Raw genomic sequence first — 21,348 nt, 5'->3', positions numbered from 1 at the left:
TTGCGTATCGTTTTTAGTTGTAAGAAAACTAAAATAAAATGATTGCAAATATCACCACAAAAATCTTATTTAATACTTAAACAGAAGCTGCCACAGCTCCTTCCAATTGTTCAAAAAAAATCATATTCAATTTAGTGTTTTATGAAAAGAAAGTTTAGTCTGTTGCCAGTAGCCTGCTCGCTTTGTTTGCTGGTGTTTTTTTCCTGTAAAAACAATGATGGCAAACAGGGCGCCAAATCGCGGTACGCCGAACCGCTTACTACAGAGGAGGCCTTGAAAAAGTTTGAACTGGATCCCAATTTTGAAATACAGGTATTTGCGGCGGAACCCTATATTACCGACCCGGTAGACCTGGCTTTTGACGAAAATGGGGTGGCTTACGCCGTGGGCATGCCGGATTATCCCTATGCGCCCAAACCTGGTGAGGAAAAAGGAAATATCAGGGCGCTACTGGATTTGAATAAAGACGGTCGCATCGATTCATCGATTGTCTTTGCCGATAAACTTTCTGAAGCAACCAGTATACTGCCCTGGAACGGCGGACTGATTGTAACAGCCGCCCCGCAAATCCTGTTTCTGAAGGATACAAATAATGATTATAAGGCCGATATAAAAGAAGTATTATATACCGGTTTTTACAAAGCCAATTCGGAAGCACAGATCACCAGCCTGCGGTATTCGGTAGATAACTGGATCTATGCCAATAACCGCGGACAGGCGGGAGAAGTGAGCGCTCCTGATGAGCCCAATGTATCACCCTTAAATATGCAGGGCGCCGATTTCCGGTTCCGGCCTGATCAAAAAAAGTTTGAACAGGAAACGGGCCCCGGCCAGTTTGGCCAGGCTATTAATGATTGGGGGCACCGGTTCTTCACAGAAAATTCGATACATATCCAGGAGTCCGTTATTCCCTGGAGATACACCCACCGCATTGAGTATTTAAAAAATCCAAGGGCTATTGTTAATATCTCTGATCACGATCCTATTATGTATCAAAGGACCGAAACGCCCTATTGGCGCCAGGCACGGACCGATGCGCGCAACGTAAACTTTAAAAAACAGGGCTCCAAGCAAATTGAATATGCAAGGGATCATTTTACCGGTTCCTCGGGTGGAACGGTGTATGATGCAGACGCTTTTCCCAAAGAGTTTTACGGAAATGTGTTCACCGGTGATGTGGCCGGCAGCCTGGTGCACCGTGATATACTTAACCTTGATCTGCAAAGCGCAGTATACACAGCAAAACGCGCGGCAAGTGAAAATGACCGGGAATTTCTGGCTACTACTGATGCCTGGTTCCGGCCGGTTGGCTTTACTGTTGGCCCCGATGGGTATTTGTACGTTATTGATTATTACCGGCAGCATATCGAAACGCCGGTATCAATCCCCGACAGTCTGAAGACGGACATGGATTTTATGCGTGGAAGCGATATGGGAAGGATTTACCGCATTGTTCCAAAAGGGAAAAAAGCAATTACAGACTATGCCAAATTATCGGTGATGACCGCTGCCCAGCTGTTACCTTATCTGGGCAACGGTAATCAATGGTACCGTTTGCAGGCGCAGCGGCTAATTATTGCAAAACAGGATAAAACCGTTACTGACACGCTGAAGCAAATTGTAAAAACGACCACTAATCCTTTAGAAAGATTGCACGCTATTTATACCCTGGATGGATTACAGGCATTGGACGCAGCTGCCGTAAAAATTGCCCTGGCTGATGCAACTCCCGGGGTACGGGAACACGGGCTGGTATTGGCCGAGCGTTATCCCGAACTGGCTGCTGAAATCGGGAAGATCGCAGTTAACGATCCTGCTACAAGAGTGTCCCTGCAGGCTGTGTTAAGTATTGGGAACGCAAAAAATAAACCGTTGGCCAAAGATGTTTTATTACAGGTTGCTGAAAAATACGGAGGAAGTAATGCATGGTATAAAACAGCCATATTGAGCAGTACCGAAGGCAGTTCAACAGGATTTTTTAAATCGCTGATTGACCGCAAAACATTTTTCAATGAATTTGTTGCCAATAAGGGAGCCCTGGTAGAGGACTATGCAAGCATTATTGCTGCCCGTAATAATCCTGCAGAAGTAGCTACATTGCTGAAGCAGATGGATGCAGCGGCCCTGACCGGTAATCCGGCATGGAAATATGCCATCATAAAAGGGCTGGGTAAAGTGTACAGCACCGGCAAAATAAAGATCAGCCCCGCAACACTGGCTCAAATTGAAAAACTAAAAGCCAGTCCGGCAAAAGATATTGCGGATACCGTTGCCAAATATGTGAAGATAAAAGATGAGAAAAAATAGATTAAAAATGTACGGAGGTATCCGGTTTGTTTGTTTTTTTATTGTAAGCCTTGCGGGCAGTTATTGCTCCTGTGCTCAGGATTTGGGGAAGGGCTTTTATGACTACGGTGTTGCCTGCCCCGAAAGCAGCGACAGGGGGGTGGTGGCTACTACCGGCCCGGGGGGAAAGAATGTTGTTTTGGCCTGGCTGTTTGACCACAGGGGCGGCTATGGGTTGTTGTCTATAGATGCAGCTTCGGGTACCACCCGTCAGGTTGATCTTCCGTTTTCCCCGGGTGATGCGCCCTATGCCTCCATTTTGTCTTCCGGCAATAAATTTTATGGTTACTTCAACCGCAATTTTGCGGAATTTGATCCGGTAAGAAATGAATTTACCTTTTCGAAAAAAGGGCCCGATCTTACAGCAATGGCTTTTACCGAAGATGATAAAGGGGTAATATGGGCGGCCACCTATCCCAATTGCGGGTTGGTTTCCTATGATCCTGAAACCCGGCAACTGGCCGACTATGGATTTATAAATAAAGAAGCCTGGATGCAATACCCGCGGGCTATTGCAACAGATGCGCAGGGCTGGGTATATGTGGGTATTGGGTCTACCGAAACACAGATCATTGCCGTTAACGCCAAAACCCGGGAAACCCGCAGGTTGCTAAGCGGAGACAAACGGCTGAAGGGATGGCCGGTATTGTACCGGGCTTTAGACGGTAGGGTATATGGCACCGCCTCAAAAGACGAAGCCGGAAAGATGATCGTATTGTATAATGGTGCGGCAACATTTACCGGTGATGCATTTAAAGTGATTGATGAAAAGCCATCCATTACCGGCGCGCAAACCCTGTTTTATAAAAAATTTCCGGATGGATCGGTTATACAAAGTATTGACTTTCGCCTGCGGGAGTTGGTAATTAAGCGCCCGGCGGGGGAAAAGAAAGTGAAATTTACCTATACCAGTGAGGGGAGCCTGGTAATGGCGGTAGACGTAACATCAAAAGGAAAATTAATTGGGGGTACCACATTCCCCATGCGGTTCTTTGAATTTGATCCGGCTGCCAATACGTTTAAAAATTACAACGCGCATGGGCAGTATAATGCTTCAGCAGTATTTAAAAATGATGTTTATTTTGCGGCATACCCCTATGGCGCCCTGGTGCGGTATAATGCGGACCAAAAAGTGAGCGAGGATCCCAAAACGGCTAACCCCGTTGTATTGGGCCAGGATAAGCAGCACGTACACCGGCCGCACCGGGTACTGGTACTGGACCAATTAGGGAAAGTATTATTAACCGGTACCCCGGAGTATGGGTACACCGGCGGCGGCATGTTGATTTATAATTATAAAGGGGGGCGTATACAAAATTTGAGCGACAGCATGCTGATTCCCGATCAGTCTACCATGAGCATGGCGGCCCTGGATAAAAACCAGGTGCTTTGCGGCACTACTACGGCCCCCGGAACGGGCGGGTTAAAGAAAGCAACGGAAGCCACACTCTATCTCTTTGATGCAAAAAACCTGAAACCCATCTGGCGCCAAAATGTGTTGCCAGGCACGCAAACCTATAGCGACCTGTATAGGGCGGGTTCGCTTGTTTATGGCATTGCGGATAGCAAACTGTTTTTTGTTTTTGATCCCTCCAAACGCCGTATCATTTATAAAGAAGCCATACCGGACGCCTTTGGGCCTGTAGTAACGGTGCAATCGCCGCGGGTGTTTGTAGAAGATCCTGCTACGGGCAACTGCTATCTGATTTGCCGGAAGGGTATTTTAAAAGTAAACAAAGCATCTTTTAAACTGGAAACAGCGGCTATGTCGCCCGTGGCTATTGAAGCCGGCGGAGCCTGGCACGATAATAAGATATATTTTATAAGCGACTCCCATTTGTGCAGCTATCAATTAAAATAAGAGTTTTATGCAAGACAGACGTAGATTTTTGAAGGGGATATTTCTTTCTGCAACGACAACCGTTTTTGGCGCTGCGTTGTTGCAGTCCTGCGGAGGTAATGAACCTGCCGCTAAGGAGCCTGCAACGCCGGCAAAGGCAGATAAGCCTGCGGCGGCCCCCGAGGCCCCGGGCACGGCTATTATCGACAGTTCACAAATGACCCAGGAAGATTTTGATAAAAGAAAAAGCCTGGGTTATGTGGAAAAATCGCCCATGGAAGATAACCGCTGCGAGAATTGTGCACTGTATCTGAAACCGGAAGGCGATAAAAAATACGGCGGCTGCCAGCTGTTACGCGGCCCCATCTCCCCGGATGGATATTGTCCTTACTGGGCGGCCAAGCAGGCCTGATGCCGTAAGATAGGTTTTAAAATGCCCGGCGTTCACAACTTTTCCGGATCCGGGTTTTATGGCATATATCGTAAATCATTGAGAAGTGAAGGTTCATTAAGAATGATGACGGCTTAATAGCTCTTAACTCCTTAAAGGTTTTTCAGGCTCTGTTTTTTAGTAGCTTCTAAGAAAACAAATGCTGCCAGATAATATTATAGATATCTGTAGGCGCTGTTTCCCGCAACCCGGTAGCGTTTTTTGTAATCAATAGCGGTTTGTAATCATCGGCAACAAAGGGGCTCCCGTGCGAACCTTTGACCAACGATGCATCCAAAGGAATTACATCCATAACATAACGCATGCCGAGTTTCTTTTGGAGCAGTTTACGGGCGGCTCGTAATTTCGAGGTCATAAACATTTCTACCGGGTCGTAACCGGGTTTTTTATGTATATCCACACAGCGCGCATAATCCGGTGCCCGCTGGTCATCCTCCCAAAAATAATAAGTAAACCAGCTGTTATTGTCCGCTATTAAAACCAGGTCGCCGGAGCGCTCGTGATGCAGATGGTACTGGGCCTGGGCCGCTTTATCCAACACTGCGGCAATCCCTTTGTTGTTTTCAAACAAGGCCTTTATTTCGGCAACCCGGTCTTTGTCTTTGATATAAATATGAGCAACCTGGTGATCTGCCACGGCAAAGGCTTCAGACGCGCCGGCATCCAGCAGCTCCAGCCCCCGCTCTTCTCTTATGGCGATATATCCTTTTTTGCGAAGGGCTCTGTTTACATGGATCGGGTTATGTACGGGTACAATGCCATATTCTGAAAGCAGAATGAGTTGAGCATTCTGTTTTTCGTAGTATTGTATTAATTGCGTTACTACTTTATCAATTTCGAGGCAGTCTTTTTTTATGAGAGTTTCATCGTTGCCAAATTTTTGTAAGCAATAGTCCAGGTGTGGCAGGTAAATCAGCGTTAATGTGGGGTTATAGAGCTGGTCGGTTTTTATAGAAGCATCTGCAATCCATTGTGATGATCTGATATTAGCGCCTGGCCCCCAAAACTGGAAGAGCGGAAACTGACCCAGCTCCTGTTGCAGGATGTCCCTCAATGATGCCGGGTGCGTATAGCAATCCGGTATTTTTCTTCCGTCTGCAAGATAATTGGGGCGCGGTGTGGCGCTGTAATCAACAGCCGCATACATATTGTACCACCAAAACATATTACTGGCGGTAAAGGAGGCATCGGCTTCTTTTGCCGCTTCCCAAATCTTTTTTGACTGCACCAGGTGGTTGGATTGTTTCCAGAATTTTATTTCGGCGTCAGTATGGTCGTACCAGCCGTTGCCTACAATGCCGGTTTCGGACGGCCACTTGCCGGTAAGGTAGGTAGATTGTACTGCCGTAGTTACCGCCGGCGCCATGGGCGCTATCAGGTTTAGCTGGTGCTGCGCGGCATAGCTGTTTACAAACGGCAGCAGGTGAAGGATGGATTTTGATAAACCTACAATATTGATGACAACGGTCTTTTGCATAATTATTTGTTCAGTTGCTGGAGCACCCATTTCATTTCCCGGGTAATGGATGCTGCCATGTCTTTTTTTAGGGCTTTGGGAAGCACCTCCCAGGTATAGGTTTCAATTTCGAGGTGCCGGGTAAGCGGCGATTGTTTATGAATATTCAAAAGGGCAACAATGTCTTCCTGGGTAGTGGACAGCGGGATTATTTTTTTTGTAAAAACAGGCACATGGTAATGTATGCGCCATTCCCTGGTATGCGGGTCCTTGCTGTGTTTCAGCGCTTCCGGCAGATCGGGGTACAATGCCTTTTCATCTTGTTTATTACGGCTGATAACCTGGTGCAGATAGGTAGGCTCCAGGAAGTTTTTAACGGCTGCTACCACCAATTTATTATGATCTTTCTTTGAAGTAAAGCCTGCCTTCAATGCGGCGCTGATCTGTATTTTTCCGATACCGATTCCGGATTTTTGCAGTAAAGCGCAATTGGCGGTATGATCTTCATAATTGACCGCGGCATGGCATACATCGTAGCACAGCCGGATGTATTTTTTAAGCAGCTTACGCGCTTTTGATACCGGAATATCCAGCTTCTTGCTTAATTGCGCCGCTCCCCTTTGCATTAATACCCGGGTATACCAATTGATAAAAGAACCGGTATCGGTTAAGATTCCGTCTGGCTCAGGCTCAATAGCGATAAAAATGGTTTTCCCGTATTTTTTATCCAGCGTTATTAAATACTCCACAACGGAAACAAGATTGGAGGTGGCTTTATGAATGGCGCGGTTGGTTGCGTCCTCCGTTTTGTGCCAGTAGCGGTAGCTGAGCGGAGATGTGGAGATGCTCCCCTCCATGGCTGCCGGCAACAATGCTGCCAGTATATTGGCCAGCCGTTTGGTATACCCCACACGTTTTGCCGTGGTCCAGTCCGGTGCGTGTACCTGATCTTTTACTATGGTTTTATGAAAGCCCCCATACGGGAATCCATTGATTGTAAAAACGTAGGCGTTCTGCCCGTTCAACCAGTTTTTAAATTGGTCGAGTTCTTTTTTTTTTGCAAGTGTTTGGGCGGCAGTTGCTGAAAGCCGCAGGCCCAGGCCCATTGCAGCGTGGGGGCTGCATTTTTTTTTAACCTCGGGAAAATATTGCTGCAGTTGGCTAAAATGGGCAGCCCATTCCTCCCCGGAATGAATATTGCTGCAATAAGTAAGGTGGCCGTAATGGGTTATCATGCTATTTATGCTAAAGAGGTAGGTTGTGAAACGGTTGCCAGTTTCTTTGCAGCGCAACGCATGGCAGGCGCATCGATAGCCGTAACATTGAAGGCGCTGCCAATGGCCCTTAATAAGGGAATGGTTAATATACCTCCCAGGTGGGCTTTGAATTCGTCGAGCCCGCATAACAAGGTTTCCGTATCATTCAGCAGGGGATGGGCTATGGGGAGGCCCAAACCGGATAAAAGGTCGAGGATCCTGTTAAGCGCGGCTGCGTCCAGGTAACCCATCAGATGCGCGTAAGTACAATCCAGCGCAATGCCTATGGCCACAGCCTCTCCGTGTAATAATTTATAATCGGACATGCGCTCTAATTTATGGGCGCTCCAATGTCCAAAGTCCAGGGGCCTTGAGGAACCGCTTTCAAACGGGTCGCCATTGGCTATATGCTGCAAATGCAGTTGTGCGCAGTCGATAATGGTTTCCTGCATGGCAGCTTCGCTTCGTTCAGCTAAAGCAGGCGCCAACTGTTCTATCCGTTCAAAGAACCGCGCATCTTTGATGAGCGCTACTTTGATGGCTTCGGAAAGGCCCGAGATCCAGATTCTTGATGAAAGTGTTTTCAAAAATGCCCCGTCATTGATAACGGCTACAGGTGTGGAGAATGTGCCTAAAAAGTTTTTTTTGCCAAAAGCATTAATACCGTTTTTTACTCCGATGGCGGCGTCATTTTGGGCCAGGGTAGTGGTAGGAATGCGGATCAGCCTGATGCCCCGGTGCGCTACCGTTGCGGCAAACCCCGCTACATCGCAAACGGCGCCGCCTCCGATGGCAATAACAAAAGAGTGGCGGTCAATATTGAAACGGTTGATGGCATTGAGTATGGCCTGGTAAGCGCTATTATTTTCTTTGGCTTTTTCACCACCCGGTATTACCAGAAAATGTACTGGAAGATTCCCGGAGGTGTTTTTCTCCAGGTAATTTTTGATATCCGGCTGCAGCTGCGGATGCCGGATACCCGCATTGCTATCGATTACAAATAGCAGGGAGGGAGAAAACTCCGGGCTGGAATTATTGAGTAAAACATCCCGGAATGTTGTATTGTGTGCATCAAAAACCTCGGTAATGAAATGGATATTGTACTGGTAGCTGATAGTAAATCGTTGTTCAATAATCATACATAAAGTTATGTAACAGCAAAGTATTTTCCTAATAAGATTGAGAGCGGCAGCAGGCAAATAATGAGGGCACAAATAAGAAACTGATTGTGGATGGCTGCCCAGGTAGCATCCAGGAAAAGAATACTTAGTACGCCGGCTTTTACTGCTTTGATAATGTTTTTTGGGAGGGGGTTTTGCCAGGCTTTATATAAGGGACGCATAATGCTTATAAAAAAAGGCAACAAAAGCCCCAGCCCCATATATACTTTTGTATAGCCGGTTATAATGCATAGTGTTATAAAAACGATCAGGTATAAAATAAATGCAACGGCCAGGTTTTTCTTTTTGCCGCCATGTACTTCATCCCGGCTAATGGTGGTTACTGCAAAAATATAAACCAGGGGTACAATGGCTAACCAGGCGTTTGGTTTTAGAAGGCCGGGCACCAGCGAAAGGCCCAATAACAGGTTTAGGCCCCGGCAAACACCCATATTGAGGGGCCCTGCAATAGCGTGATGCTTACTTTTGTAGTTGTATAACAGTGCAGCGCATGCAATGCCGCAGGCAATAAAAAAACTGGTGCCGCCAGCCATCGCGCTGCTGGCTAAGGCGATCATCAATAAGACCGTTCCGAAAATGAGCGCTGCCTGTTTGGAGATAGTGCCACTTGGAATTACACGTTCGGGCCGTTCAATACGATCGGTTTCCAGGTCAAAAATATCATTGAACACAATTCCTCCCGCATAGAGCGCTGCAGTTGCTACCAGCAGGAAGATACCATTGGTATAAAATTCGGCGGGTGCATCCCCGTTGCTGTAAAATAAGGCGATGCTGGCACCCGCCAGCACATCGGCCATAGCGGTGATCACATTGGCGGGTCTGCAAAGCGTGATATAATAGAATAGTTTGCGCACCTTATTTAATAATGATGGAGCTTTTATCGATACGCGGCTGCTGCCCACCCCTCAAAACAGAATTGTTTTCAAATTTTTCGGATTGGTTAACGGTGATGCCGTTTGTAAAATCGGTTACGTCTATTTGCCCGCTTTGACCAAATGCAACAATGGCATTGCTATAAGTAACGGCTTTTATCAGGGCATCATCAATGCCTTTTTTCTTCATCAGCATCGCCGTTTTTGGAACGGCCAGGGGGTCGCTGATGCCCCAATCTGCGGCCGAATTGATCATGATGCGTTCGGAACCATATCGTTCTACAATTTCAACCATCCGTTCATTCCCCATTTTGGTAAACGGGTAAATCGTGAAGGCGGCCCAAAAACCGCGGTTCAATACCTCTTCTACCGTTTCTTCATTATTATGGTCAATAATAACCATTGACGGATCCAGCTGGTGTTCCAGTGCAATATCCATGCTCCGCTGTGTGCCCTTTTTTTTATCGCGGTGAGGGGTATGTACCTGTACCGGCAGGGCCGCTTCTTTTGCCAGCTCCAGTTGCAGCCGGTAATATTTTTCCTCCAGTGCCGTTTGGTCATCGAAGCCGATTTCTCCAATACCAACAACGCCTTCTTTGTAAATGAAATGAGGTAATAGTTCCATTACGGCTTCTGCCAGTGCTTCATTATTGGCCTCCCGGGAGTTAAGCCCGATGGTACAATAATGCTTAATGCCAAATTGGCCCGACCGGAAACGCTCCCAGCCCAGCAGCGCACTGTAATAATCCTTAAAAGTGCCTACAGCTGTACGGGGTTGTCCCAGCCAGAAAGAGGGCTCAATCAGCGCCACAATGCCGTTATCGGCCATTGCCTGATAATCGTCTGTGGTGCGCGAAGTCATATGCACATGGGGATCAAAAAAGCACATATCCTTTATCAACGCTGTATCAACAGTGTCCGGGAGCGCTGCCCGTTTTTCAATTTCATTATTTCCGCAGCACATATCAGCTGTTTTGTTGTAAGAATTTTGATGTTAGAATTTCCGTTTCTTCCGGAAAGAACGGAGTTGTTAAGCTCCATATTTCGGGGTCTATATCCCGCCGGGCTGCCAGCCTTTCTTCTGCATAGCCAAGGATGGAAGTGGCTAATGCGGTATTCTTTCTTCGTTGCAGGCCGTATATGAACAACAGGTCTTTGCCGGTAAAAATGGCCTTCAGGATCATCTGGTTCCACGCTGCTTCCGGTAAGTATTCAGCGGGGTAATTGTTTTCCAGCATGATCGCTTCCAGCACCGGGCCGATATTGCTCCGGATACCTTCCGTGCAACGCGTAATGAAGGCTTCTGCATAAGCATAAAAGGGGAGCGCTTTGTACAAAACAGTGAGCTCTCCAAGATCGGCCTGAAGAAACAATTTTTCTACTATATCAATATAAGCTTGCTGGTCGGGTACCTCCAGCTGCAGCAATTGGTATAAACGGGCCATATCGGTTATGTTCCAGCTATGCCAATTGGTTTGGGGAAAGTTGCCGGTGAGGTAAATGAATTGCTCCGGGTCGCCCACCGGTTTTTGCCGGGAAAATTTTCGGCCTGCCAGGGAAAAGTCCCGGTTGATGTTTTGCGGTGTTACCTGTTGGCCAATCAGCCAGGTAAAGCTTTCGGCGCTGCTTTGTTTTTGTAAAAACTCCGATAAGGTGGTGCGCAGCAAGGCAATATTATAAGCAAACATTACAGTGTGGTTAACGTGTTACAAAATAGTTTACGAGCACTACTGCCACAACAATTAACAAGCCAAAAAACTCTCTTGCTTTTTCAATATAAGGTTTGTTGGCCTTCATCGATTCAACCAGGCTCGGAGCATTATATTTTTGTATCCAGTCCTTTACGCCGTCTTTTGCAAAGAAAATGCTGATGGAGTAACCAAAACAAAGTGCGGCAACTACCAGGCAGGCCACCGGAAAATAATAGCCAAACACGGCAAGGCCGCAAAGCACCGCCGGAATGCCATAGATGCTTACCCAAAGCCAGGCATCGCTGTCGTTTAAGTTTACCCAGGCAAAACCGATAAAAGCGATGCAGAAAATAATATTAAAAACCAGTAAGAACATCGTTGCAAAATTAGATGCACAAGATAAGGTTTGAAGATCCAGTTTCCAAAACAACCTGTCATGCTGATTTTTTTTGCGTTGCAAAATCAATATAGTCATGACATAGCATGCTTATGGTCATCCTGAACTTGTTTCAGGCTCTGCTTTAATCTTGCATAGATGCCGGATAGGAGCTGAAACAAGTTCAGCAAGACATTGTTTGGCATGACTAAAGTATGATTCATTGTCAATACATTAAGATCTGTCATTGGCAATTTATTTCAGCATCTATGTATATTGTCGTTCAATAGACCCTGAAACGAGAGTAGATCCCGGGTCAAGCCCGGGATGACATCTTGGGTGACATTACGTTTATGGGAGCGCGACAATTTGGAACGCACCCGTCAAAACTCACAAACTCCATTTCCAAAACGAATACTCCTTTTTCATTTTACATGGTACCATAAACACGATGCGCCTATAGCGCCGGGAACATATTTCTTAGTTTGACGTGCATGCGATTTATGGAGGCGATGTTTAGTTGCGTGCCGGCCAGGCATTATGTGTTGTAATCTGGAAGGATGCCCCCTCTTCAAAGTCGTAACTCAGCTGTTGCGCGCTGCCTTTATTTTTCACATTGCTTACAAACGTTCCGGGGCCAACGTATACCCGGGTTAATGTTCCCTCTTTTTTAACGGCCCGTACCGGGTAACTGGCATCCCGGGCGCCCTTTGTTTCTATAATGATTTGTTCTCCAACAATGCTTTGATCCAATGGCGCTTTTGAGTCGACCAGTATCCATGCCTCGGCGCCGGAGCCCCTGTACATTTTTACAACCCTTCCTTCAATAACACCTGCGGACCGGAGATTGAGCGTTTTATACCGGAGCGAAGTGCCGTTTATCAGTACTGCCCGGGTTGCCTTGTGATTCTTTTCTTCTATATAGCCGATAGAGCCCTTCATTGTAATGCCATTGGGAAGTGTAACCTCATTTTTTGATGAAGGATTGTAAAGGATGTAATCGATAGTGCCGTTAACTTTTTCAACCCGGAGGACAATGGTTTCATCATTGCTGTTATCCAGGCGTTCTACGGATTTTATAAAAGGCTGATTGCGATATGGTTCCAGAACAGAAACGAAGTTGCTGTTAAGGTCTGTTCCCTTCCGGTGCATCAGCAGGTAGCTTAGCTTTTTAGGATTGCCCGGCTTGTTTTGAGGGGGATCGCCATCGGCTACTGCCACATCATCCGAGGGGCTCAGCGCATGCATGCGTATATGAATATTGTTGCTGCCGGTTATTCCCCGGTAGCCCTCTTCCGCCGCCCAGTCTACCATGAAGCGGGCGGGCGGATTCAGGTCTTTTTTTACATTATAAAGAAAGGAATAACCATAGGGAAAGCCGGCGGCCTTTGTGCCCCTGGAAATAGCTTCACCCGCATAACTGCCCTTTTCCTGGCGCAGCAGCTCAAGCCCATCGGAGCTGGCAGTGCCGGGGGGACCGTGAAAACTGAAAACATGATCGTGGCCCCCTTTTACCCTGAAGATGTCTACCACATAGGCGTTACTATCGATAGTTCCATTGCCCGAACCGCCCACCAGGAACATGGTACGGCTGTATGCCTTCAGGCCGGGATAGGCGGCCCTTCCATCCAATTCAAATGCTCCAAACCCGTTGAGCTGCTTAAACAGGCGGGTATGACCACCCCAAACTCCTTTTTGCGGCTGTTCGTTTACCAATACGAGGTTATGCGAGATGGTGCTGCGGGTCCATTCCGTAACGCTGGGTATATTAGTGGCAAATTCAGGATAGCCAAGGTCCGGTGTAAGCCAATGCCCAAATGCAAACAGATCAAAATTAAGCATATCGGCATGTGCATGGTGAATGGTGCGGCCATAGTTGTTTGCCAGGGCGATGGCTGATGATCCCTTGCCCGATTCCAGTACGGCCAGTCCAAATCCGCTCATCTGGTATCCGCCCGTGGGCCTTGGCCCCGCGGCCGCTCCCAGTTTTTGGATCTCCTTATTGATAGCCTCCGGGTTTTCAGAAAAAATATCGAGCCCCAGTCCTTTTGCAGAATAGCCATTGGCCCGGTAGGCAGCTACAGCAATTTCCGGATCCCGGGTATATTGATAACCTTCGGCCATAAACTGTGGATTGACATTGGGCGTACCTACCAGGCCTGTTGATCCGGCGTCCCCGATATTTGGGATGGCTTTACCCAACACGGCCATGCGGTAGGCTACGGTATACACGTTCCTAAATTGAGGAAAATCCCTGAAAATATTATGATTCGTATAGGCAGGGTAGGACAGCAACAGCGCGGCCAGCGGTGAAATATGCCCGCCCCAGATCGTTGCATATCCCGGCGCCCCTTCGTCTGAACTGCCATCCCTGTCAAAACGGTTGATCATTAATTCGGGAATGGCTCCGCCATCGGGGGCAAACAGCCAGTCGAGCCATTTTGTGGTAAAAGGCTCCGTATCCAGTGCAAGGGCACACAGGGCTACGGTATGCTGATACATGCCCTGGTTGCCGCGGATCCGTTGGTTAAACACCGCCTCTACCGCAGTTTTCAGAATGCCTTCATCTACATGAGCTACAAACAGATCCCGGGTGCCCTTGGGCTTTAGCCGGTATTGCTCATATTGATGTTTTAGAAATGTATACAATGCAGGATCATTTTGCGTGCCGCTCAGGATTTTATCATAGGCATCCGCATAGCCTTGTACCACCCCGGTTTCCCATATAGATCCTTCTATTTTGCCCTTGCCGGTTGATCCATCAGAATGGTACCATCCCCGGCGGGCATAAGCCTGCCAGTCCATCGATGGGTACACATCTGCGATCCGGTCTAATAAAATAGCGGCTTTATGCGCATAACGCTGATCTCCGGTGAAAAGAAAGGCATCTGCAAGCGCCGTTAACCCGCTATTAATATAGCGCCAGTATTTCCAGCTGTAATATCCAATATACTTATATGCCCGGCCGTTATGAACATAGCCGAAACCGTTGTCGACCCCAAATTTGTGCAGCGGGTCTTTGGGGTCCGAATGATCCGTGTTAAACAATAAACTGGTATCTCCCCTGGCAGGATCAAACAGCCCGTGCTCGTCCAGTGCGCTTTGGTAATATTTACCAAAATCATTGGTAGGAAAAACGGACCCACAGGCAGGGCAGGTCAGTTTCCAGGGCTTTTTCTCAAAATCAGGATTGTAAGGATAGTTGCCGTAGGGAAGAATTTTGTCGCCACAAACGATACAGCCGGTAAACTTTGGACCGCTGGCAAATTTATCGTACCCCACATCAATCGTCCTTGGCAGATCCTGGCCCGGAACCATGGCCCACAACGCTGCATCGGTTTTGGCCAGCCAGGGCCCGGCTTTTTCAACGGCGTCCGTCAACTGCTGCCTTGCCCAGTCGTATTTACGACAATTGTTCCGGAGGTTGTTGATGCGTGCTTCCGAATACTGCCCTCCAAAAATGCGCGTGGCATGGGCAGTAAATGTTTGGGAGAGGAGCAATACCGCAATGACGAGCAGGGGTCCTTTTTTTACCATTGTAATTTTTTTAGTTTTGTCGATGCGCAATCTGTTGGCCGGTTTTTTGGCTGGTCTTTTTTGGCTGGTTCGTGAGGACACGAACCGGAGGCGGATAGAATGCGGTTTGTATCATCACGAACCGCATTCCTACAATCCCAGGAATTTTTTTGCATTTCCCGATCGCAACCGTTCCTTTACGGTGGCATCAGCCTCGGTTGGCCTTAAAGATTCGATCCGCAGCATACCGGTGAGGTAATCCAATATAGGCGCATGCGTACCAAAAGCAAAACGGCTGGTGCCCTCCGTTTTCAAAAGCGTTCCCAGTTCGTTGATCGATCTTCCGGAAGTATCCATCAATACCTGTGCTTTTCTAAACAGGGCGGCATCGGCTGCATCCAGCTGCATACTGTTGGTTACATTCAGGATCATGTATTTGGCATCCGGAACTTCTTTGATAATGGGGAAAATATTTTTTAAAGTCCACTCCGGTTTTGGGGTATAGGCTACATAGTCGATATCCATCCAGGAGCGCTGGCGGCTGTCGACCATTTTATAATTAAACGCCACGGGCAAATCCAGGTCCCTTGCTCTTTTTACCAGCTCAATAAGTGCCGGGTCGCTAATGGCGTAGTCGTGGTATTTGGGATACACCCGTATTCCCTTCATCCCGAATTTTTTTACGCATGCTTCCAGGTCGTGCTGCCACCCTGCATAGGTTGGATTGATAACCGCAAAGGGAATAAACCGCTTCCCGCGCGGCCCCAGCGCCTTCAATTCAGCATGCAGTTCCTGGTTGGCAGATTGGGTGTTCTTATAAAAAATACCATTCAGGTTGCTGATTACGGAGGTATCTACCCCAAATTTGTTCATCCGTTCAACAAGCGCTGCACAATTGTTATACTTCAGTTGCATGAAAGGCCAATGCCCCACGTATGCATTTATATCAATCAACACCTCTACCTCCCTTTTTTAAAAGATTATTGTAATTATCAAAAAATATTTTCTGTTTCTGGCGGTCGGTCAGGTCTGCCGCCAGTATTTTTCCCACACCCTGGTAGTAGGAGTTGTCCGATGCAAAAAATAACCGGTCTTCGCCAAGATGCTCCACCGCAAAGTCGATCATGTTTTCGGCATTATTGCTTCCGGATGTATCTACATAGATGTTGGGATAGTCTCTGAACAGTTTGCACTCATATTCCCAATCGCCCCCCATGCCAATATGGGCATACTGAAACATCCCCTCCGGATAACGCCGGGCGATATCCACAAAGTCTTCCGGTATGGAAGTGTTGGGCTGTTTATAGCCATTGTATTTCATCCGATACCCGCCTACACCCAGCTGGCATTCTGCATGCGAATGAATGATCATCTTCAGGTCGATCAGTTTTTCGATGATAGGAAAATATTTAGGGTCATTGATCTTTACCTGGTAATAAAGTTCTCCCGGTCCGATCATCCCCGCATCGGTACATCTTTTTATTTCGTCTAACGATTCCTGTTTGTAGATGGGGTTGAGCACGAAGCCGCCCAGCAGCTGACCCGGGTATTTTTTAATGGCCTTTATCGTAAGGTCATTAAACTCCCGGAACTGATCGGGCGTTCCGGGCATTACATCCAGGTACCTGGAGATTACCTGCTTTTCAATGCCAAGCCGCCGCCCGTAATCGAGCTGCGTTTCGGGGCTGTCGCTTGTCCAGTAAATATGTGCGTGGGTATCTATTTTCCGGTATCGCATTACGTCCTTCATCAGATCGTATCGCTGAACTGCGGTGTCAACGGCGGCCTCCGCTGCCTGCTGCCTCCCCGTGGCTGATCTTCCGGTTAAGGCGCGTCCCATCAGCAAGGCTGCCATACCTGCTGATCCCCCGGCTACAAATTTTCTTCGGTTCATATTCTTGAGTTGTTATCAGGATGATTATTGTTTAAATTTCAATAGTGAAAATATGCGTATCAGCTATAAATGCGCTTAAAACCATTAAGAAGTTAAGATTCATTAAGAATCGCTACCACTAAACTATTCTTAACGCCTTAATGGTTTTTACAATCCGAACCACTTTTTTATATTGCCTGACCGCAACAGCTCTTTTGTTTTTTCATCAGCTTCATTTTCCCTCAGTGATTCAATGCGTAGTAAACCGGAAAAATAATCGAGCAGGGGGGCGTGGGTACCAAAGCAAAATTTGTTGGTTCCAAATAGTTGAAACAATTCGCTCCAGTAGGTCATGCTTCTTCCGGATGAGTCGATCAGCAGATCGGCCTTTCTGAAAAGCTGCATTTCCTCCTCATTCAGGGCAAGGCTGTTGGCTGCATTTACGATCAGGTATCTTGCATCCGGAACGGCTTTTACAATGGGCACTATATTTTTCAACGTCCACTCTTTGTCAAGATCCATCCATGAGCTGGTGCGGCTGTCTACCATCCTCAGGCAAAAGGCAACGGGCAAACCGTTGTCGCGACACATTTTTACCAGTTCCACGCAGGGCTCCGCCGCTATATCATATCCGTGATATTGGGGATAGAGCCGCAGGCCTTTCATCCCCATCCGGGTAGTGCAGATCTTAAAATCATCGCGCCAGCCGCCGTATAAAGGGTTAATGACGGCAAAGGGGATCAACCGGCTGCGGTAGCTGCTTTTGCCCCGGAGGGCATCAAACAATTCCTCGTTGGCATGCTGCGTGTTCTTATAAAAAATGCCGTTAAGATTGCTGATCACAGAAACATCGGTACCAAATTCCTTCATCCTTCGAAGGAGCGTTTCCGGTGTATTATTTTCTAATTTCAGGAAGGGCCAGTGGCCAATATATGCGTTGCTGTCAATTAACATGGAGACCTGCTTTTTTCAACCGTTTTGCAATATTTTCAAAAAAGATCTTTTTCCGTTGTGTGTCTGTAAGGTTTGCAGAAAACAGCTGCCCCACACCCTGGTAAAAACTATAGTCGCAACCAAATACCAGCCGGTCTTCTCCCACATAGTGCAGTGCAAAATCGATCATGCCGGCGGCATTGTTGCTGCCGGATACTTCAATAAATACATTGGGCGCATCCTTCAACACCTTGCAGGCATATTCCCAGTCGATACCGCCCCCGATATGCGCAAACTGGAACAGGGCTTCCGGGTATCTTTTTGCAATGCTGGCAAAGTCTTCCGGCAATGAAATATTCTTTGGTTCACTCTGGTATAATTTTACCCGTGAGTGCCCCACCGGCGAATGCATCATAATGTTCCAGTTGAGATCAATGCATTTTTCAATGATCGGGTAATAGAGCGGATCATCAATCTTTACCTGGTTGTAAAGCTCTCCCAGTCCCGTCATGCCGGCATCCCGGCAACGGTCAATTTCCCGGAGGGCTTCTTTCTGAAATGCGGGGTTTAACGCTACCGTGCCAATAAACCGGCCCGGATGCTCCTTCATACATTTAATAATAAAATCATTTTTTGACCGGAAATCATCGGGCGTTCCTGCGGTGAAGGGGCGGATGAAATTTGAGATCATCAGCTTGTCGATACCGAGCCGGTCTGCAAAATCGAGGTTCACGGCCGGTTTGTACTGGTTGTCATCTGCGTGCGCGTGAGCATCGATCTTCCGGTATTTCAGCACTTCCTGCATAAAGTTTCGTTTTGCGGGAAGGTTACCTGTGCCGGAAACGGGTGCATCCTTATGGCTGAACCCCGTTAGCAGGCCCCCTAACAGCAGGCCTGCGCCTGAAGTGGCCGTTCCTGTTACAAATTTTCTACGATTCATTTCCTTTTAATTTGCATATCCCGTTTGCCTGTATTTGCCAAAGGCAGTCCCACAAGATCCGATAAGAAGCAAAAACGGGTAATGGATTTTTTTAAAGTAGGATCAGAGCGGCTGCCGGCCAGGCCCGGATAGTATTGTTTTATGAACGATGCCGCCCGGGCCTCATCCGTTTGCGATAAGTTGAAAATAGTTCTAAAAATATTATTTAGCGTTGGATGAAGGCCGCCCCAAACCACATAGCCGCCATCAGGTATTGATGAGGTCAGGCCATAAGGAGGGTAGCCCGCAAATTGCCTTCCGGTTTGGCTGGCATAGGCTACACGGTACCAGCCGTTGTCCCCGCTCCATAAATTAGAGAATAAAGGGTAATGGATATTTCCGTTCCATAGTTTTTCAACAATCTGGTTGGCATAGGCGGCACAAAGCGTTGCCGGATCAAAAGATGCGCCCCATACCTTCTTTATGTTTTCCCGGTTCCGGGTAAAGGTTTCAAAAGCGGGAACGAGCCTTCGGGCATGACTGATGTCCCACCCCGCATCCGTTGCAAGATATGCCTCCTGCCATGGCACCAGGGTTTTCATTGTCCATGTCCCGCTTGTATCTTTTTCCCAGCCCACAGGGCTCAGGGTGTCCGCATACCCGGCATAGCGATTGTCAAAATGATATTTCCAAAACCCTTTGTCTATTTCCGCTCTTGCACCATTTGCCGATGGGGTAAGAAAACTGCGGGCTACAAACAAATCAAATATCTTTTTTATGTTGTCTTTTTTATGCCGCAATGATTCAAAGGCCTTTTTCCCATCTGGGCTTGCCGGTTGCAGTCCCGATTGATGCAGCTCCGCCAGATCCGAAAGCACGGTCAGGTGCCAAAGATCCTTGTCGGTAAAATAGTAGCCGGAATTTTTATCTTTTACGGGGGCTGCTGTTACCAGGAGCCGTTTATTGACCGATGCAAAATAACCATCGGTTAACCAGCGATCGAGCTGGATGGCCATGGTGTTGAAAGTGGTTGTTACAAAGGTTTTCAATGCCGTTGTTTGTTGGCGAGCGGGAATGTTTTCGGTGATGCTGGTAGCCAATGCCCCTGTAAGGCCCAGGAACTGTACACTGCAAAGCGGAACCTCCGTGCCTAAAAAACCATAGGCGGTACAAATATTCCCGCCGGAACAGATCCAGCCGCTGCTATTATTACTTCCGGGTACCGGTTTTAATGCCGAGAAAACGGGAGTCAGAAGGTCTGCGATTTCTGCCGTCTGCCGGAGGTCTTTACACCTTCGCGTCATCTCAACAAAAGCCTGCAGCCCCCCAATCTGTACATCGTACAAAACATAAACATCGCCCTCCCCAAACAGCCGCTTCTGAATTTCATTTGCATAATAATTGCGAAAATGGCTGTTCCAGGCCTGTATAACCTGGTTATGAATGGCCCCGTTTTTTGAAAAGACGGTTTCCTGCTGCGATAAAGCCGGCAGAGCAAATGCAAATGAAAGCATGAACGCAACAATGGGAGTTATTAATTTATTCATTTTTACATTTTTCTTCATATAGACCGACACCAGCCCAGCGTAGCTTTTCTCCGGTTTTGAAAGGGGAATAAGCAACAAAAACGCTACCAGCCCGCCGGCAATTGCAACGACCATACATCATTGATCAATGGCGGCGTCATTCCACCTGCGATCCATATTTTATCCTTAAACACAAAGGCAGAAGGCTCATGACGTTCCTTCCACACCGGTTGTGCCGCATATTGTTTCCATTCTTTTCCGTCTTCAGAATACCATGCATCCTGCCAGTTCTTATACGGGTTGCCGGACCAGCCTCCCAGGACCCAGATCCGGTTGCGGTACACTACGCTTGAAAACCAGATACGCTCATGCCAGGGGGCGGCGGCGCAAACTTTTGTCCAGTGCACGCCGTCTTCAGAGCTCCATACGTCATTGAGCGCAAAATACCCGGGAACATAGTTGCCCCCGCCAAAAAGATATATTTTTCCGTTTAATACCGCTGCCTGGTGATAGGCCCGTTGCGGCCATCCAGCCGCTGCCGTTGCCTGTTTCCAGTTTTTCCCATCGGTGCTGCACCATACATCGTTTTTTAAACTCTTATCATCTCCAAAATAATAGTTTTCTATTCCTCCCATCAGCCAGAGCTTCCCTTTGAAAACGACTATTGCTGCTGCTACTCTTGGAGACCATTCGGCATCCTTGGTTTCGAGCGTCCATTGTGCACCATCTTTTGACGACCATACCTGGTTGCCAGCTGAATGACCGGGCAAACGGCCATTGTACCAGCCACCCATCAGCCACATTTTATTTTTAAAGACCACGGACATGGCAAGATCGCTGTGTATCCATGGTGCCTGTTTTGTGACCAGCTGCCAGTTCCTGCCATCTGTGCTGCTCCATACGTCGCGTGGTGGGGCTTCATTTGAATTGAACCAGCCACCCAGAATCCAAAGTTTATTTTTAAATACCAGCTCCCCTTGTGAATCTCTTGGTTTCCAGCCGGCATGTGGCTGTTCCAGCACCCAGCCCGGCTCTTCATGCTGTGCAAAAAGAACCGGGCTGCCGGTAACCAGGAGGAACATTATATGGAAGCATATTTTCTTCATGCCATA

The 21,348-nt window shown here is 47.6% G+C and carries 17 protein-coding genes; 3 read left to right on the top strand and 14 right to left on the bottom strand.

The features are described from left to right. Positions 1-141 precede the first annotated feature (141 nt). The 3 genes from GGU45_RS00670 to GGU45_RS00660 are packed head-to-tail and all read left to right on the top strand — an operon-like array spanning position 142 to position 4,598. Positions 142-2,307 (top strand): PVC-type heme-binding CxxCH protein, encoded by a 2,166-nt coding sequence (locus GGU45_RS00670; RefSeq protein WP_435221078.1) that lies wholly within the window; start codon positions 142-144, stop codon positions 2,305-2,307. Continuing rightward, complete coding sequence (locus GGU45_RS00665; RefSeq protein ID WP_435221076.1) at positions 2,294-4,207, top strand: ligand-binding sensor domain-containing protein; 1,914 nt, start codon at positions 2,294-2,296, stop codon at positions 4,205-4,207. The genes GGU45_RS00670 and GGU45_RS00665 overlap by 14 nt, the downstream gene beginning before the upstream one ends. Positions 4,208-4,214: 7 nt before the next feature. Further along, positions 4,215-4,598, top strand: coding sequence for a high-potential iron-sulfur protein (locus GGU45_RS00660; RefSeq protein WP_435221074.1), 384 nt, complete (start codon positions 4,215-4,217; stop codon positions 4,596-4,598). 166 nt (positions 4,599-4,764) lie between these two features. Here GGU45_RS00660 and GGU45_RS00655 read toward each other — a convergent pair whose 3' ends face one another. The 14 genes from GGU45_RS00655 to GGU45_RS00590 form a co-directional block, all read right to left on the bottom strand. Then, on the bottom strand, positions 4,765-6,114 hold the full coding sequence (locus GGU45_RS00655) for an alkaline phosphatase family protein (protein ID WP_435221072.1): 1,350 nt from the start codon (positions 6,112-6,114) through the stop codon (positions 4,765-4,767). Positions 6,115-6,116: 2 nt separating this feature from the next. Then, positions 6,117-7,328: a metabolite traffic protein EboE gene (gene eboE, locus GGU45_RS00650; protein WP_435221070.1), complete on the bottom strand. Its 1,212-nt coding sequence runs from the start codon at positions 7,326-7,328 to the stop codon at positions 6,117-6,119. A gap of 5 nt (positions 7,329-7,333) precedes the next feature. After that, entirely contained in the window at positions 7,334-8,488 is a 1,155-nt protein-coding gene (locus tag GGU45_RS00645; RefSeq protein ID WP_435221068.1) for a 3-dehydroquinate synthase, read from the bottom strand. A gap of 8 nt (positions 8,489-8,496) precedes the next feature. Next, positions 8,497-9,384 (bottom strand): UbiA-like protein EboC, encoded by an 888-nt coding sequence (gene eboC, locus GGU45_RS00640; protein WP_435221066.1) that lies wholly within the window; start codon positions 9,382-9,384, stop codon positions 8,497-8,499. A 1-nt stretch (position 9,385) separates the two neighbouring features. Next, positions 9,386-10,366 carry a TatD family hydrolase gene (locus tag GGU45_RS00635; protein WP_435221064.1) on the bottom strand — a complete coding sequence of 327 codons (981 nt, stop codon included), beginning with the start codon at positions 10,364-10,366 and terminating at the stop codon, positions 9,386-9,388. 1 nt (position 10,367) lies between these two features. Next, entirely contained in the window at positions 10,368-11,090 is a 723-nt protein-coding gene (locus tag GGU45_RS00630; protein ID WP_435221062.1) for an EboA domain-containing protein, read from the bottom strand. Positions 11,091-11,100: 10 nt separating this feature from the next. Further along, entirely contained in the window at positions 11,101-11,469 is a 369-nt protein-coding gene (locus GGU45_RS00625; RefSeq protein WP_435221060.1) for a transmembrane 220 family protein, read from the bottom strand. 516 nt (positions 11,470-11,985) lie between these two features. Further along, complete coding sequence (locus tag GGU45_RS00620; protein WP_435221058.1) at positions 11,986-15,006, bottom strand: heparinase II/III domain-containing protein; 3,021 nt, start codon at positions 15,004-15,006, stop codon at positions 11,986-11,988. 129 nt (positions 15,007-15,135) lie between these two features. Continuing rightward, complete coding sequence (locus GGU45_RS00615; RefSeq protein WP_435221056.1) at positions 15,136-15,942, bottom strand: amidohydrolase family protein; 807 nt, start codon at positions 15,940-15,942, stop codon at positions 15,136-15,138. Beyond that, entirely contained in the window at positions 15,932-16,879 is a 948-nt protein-coding gene (locus GGU45_RS00610) for an amidohydrolase family protein (RefSeq protein ID WP_435221054.1), read from the bottom strand. Before GGU45_RS00610 ends, GGU45_RS00615 begins: the two co-directional genes overlap by 11 nt. Before the next feature lie 147 nt (positions 16,880-17,026). Then, entirely contained in the window at positions 17,027-17,812 is a 786-nt protein-coding gene (locus GGU45_RS00605; protein ID WP_435221052.1) for an amidohydrolase family protein, read from the bottom strand. Beyond that, positions 17,802-18,731, bottom strand: a complete 930-nt coding sequence (locus GGU45_RS00600; RefSeq protein ID WP_435221050.1) for an amidohydrolase family protein — start codon at positions 18,729-18,731, stop codon at positions 17,802-17,804. Before GGU45_RS00600 ends, GGU45_RS00605 begins: the two co-directional genes overlap by 11 nt. Further along, positions 18,728-20,257 carry a hypothetical protein gene (locus GGU45_RS00595; RefSeq protein ID WP_435221048.1) on the bottom strand — a complete coding sequence of 510 codons (1,530 nt, stop codon included), beginning with the start codon at positions 20,255-20,257 and terminating at the stop codon, positions 18,728-18,730. Before GGU45_RS00595 ends, GGU45_RS00600 begins: the two co-directional genes overlap by 4 nt. An 83-nt stretch (positions 20,258-20,340) precedes the next feature. After that, positions 20,341-21,342: a Kelch repeat-containing protein gene (locus tag GGU45_RS00590; protein ID WP_435221046.1), complete on the bottom strand. Its 1,002-nt coding sequence runs from the start codon at positions 21,340-21,342 to the stop codon at positions 20,341-20,343. Between the last annotated feature and the right edge of the window lie 6 nt (positions 21,343-21,348).

The sequence above is a fragment of the Niabella hirudinis genome, assembly GCF_051201075.1.
In the GTDB taxonomy this organism is placed as follows: Bacteria; Bacteroidota; Bacteroidia; order Chitinophagales; family Chitinophagaceae; genus Niabella; species Niabella hirudinis.
The sequence above is the reverse complement of the archived record's forward strand: the minus strand, read 5'-3'. Positions and strand labels throughout refer to the sequence as shown.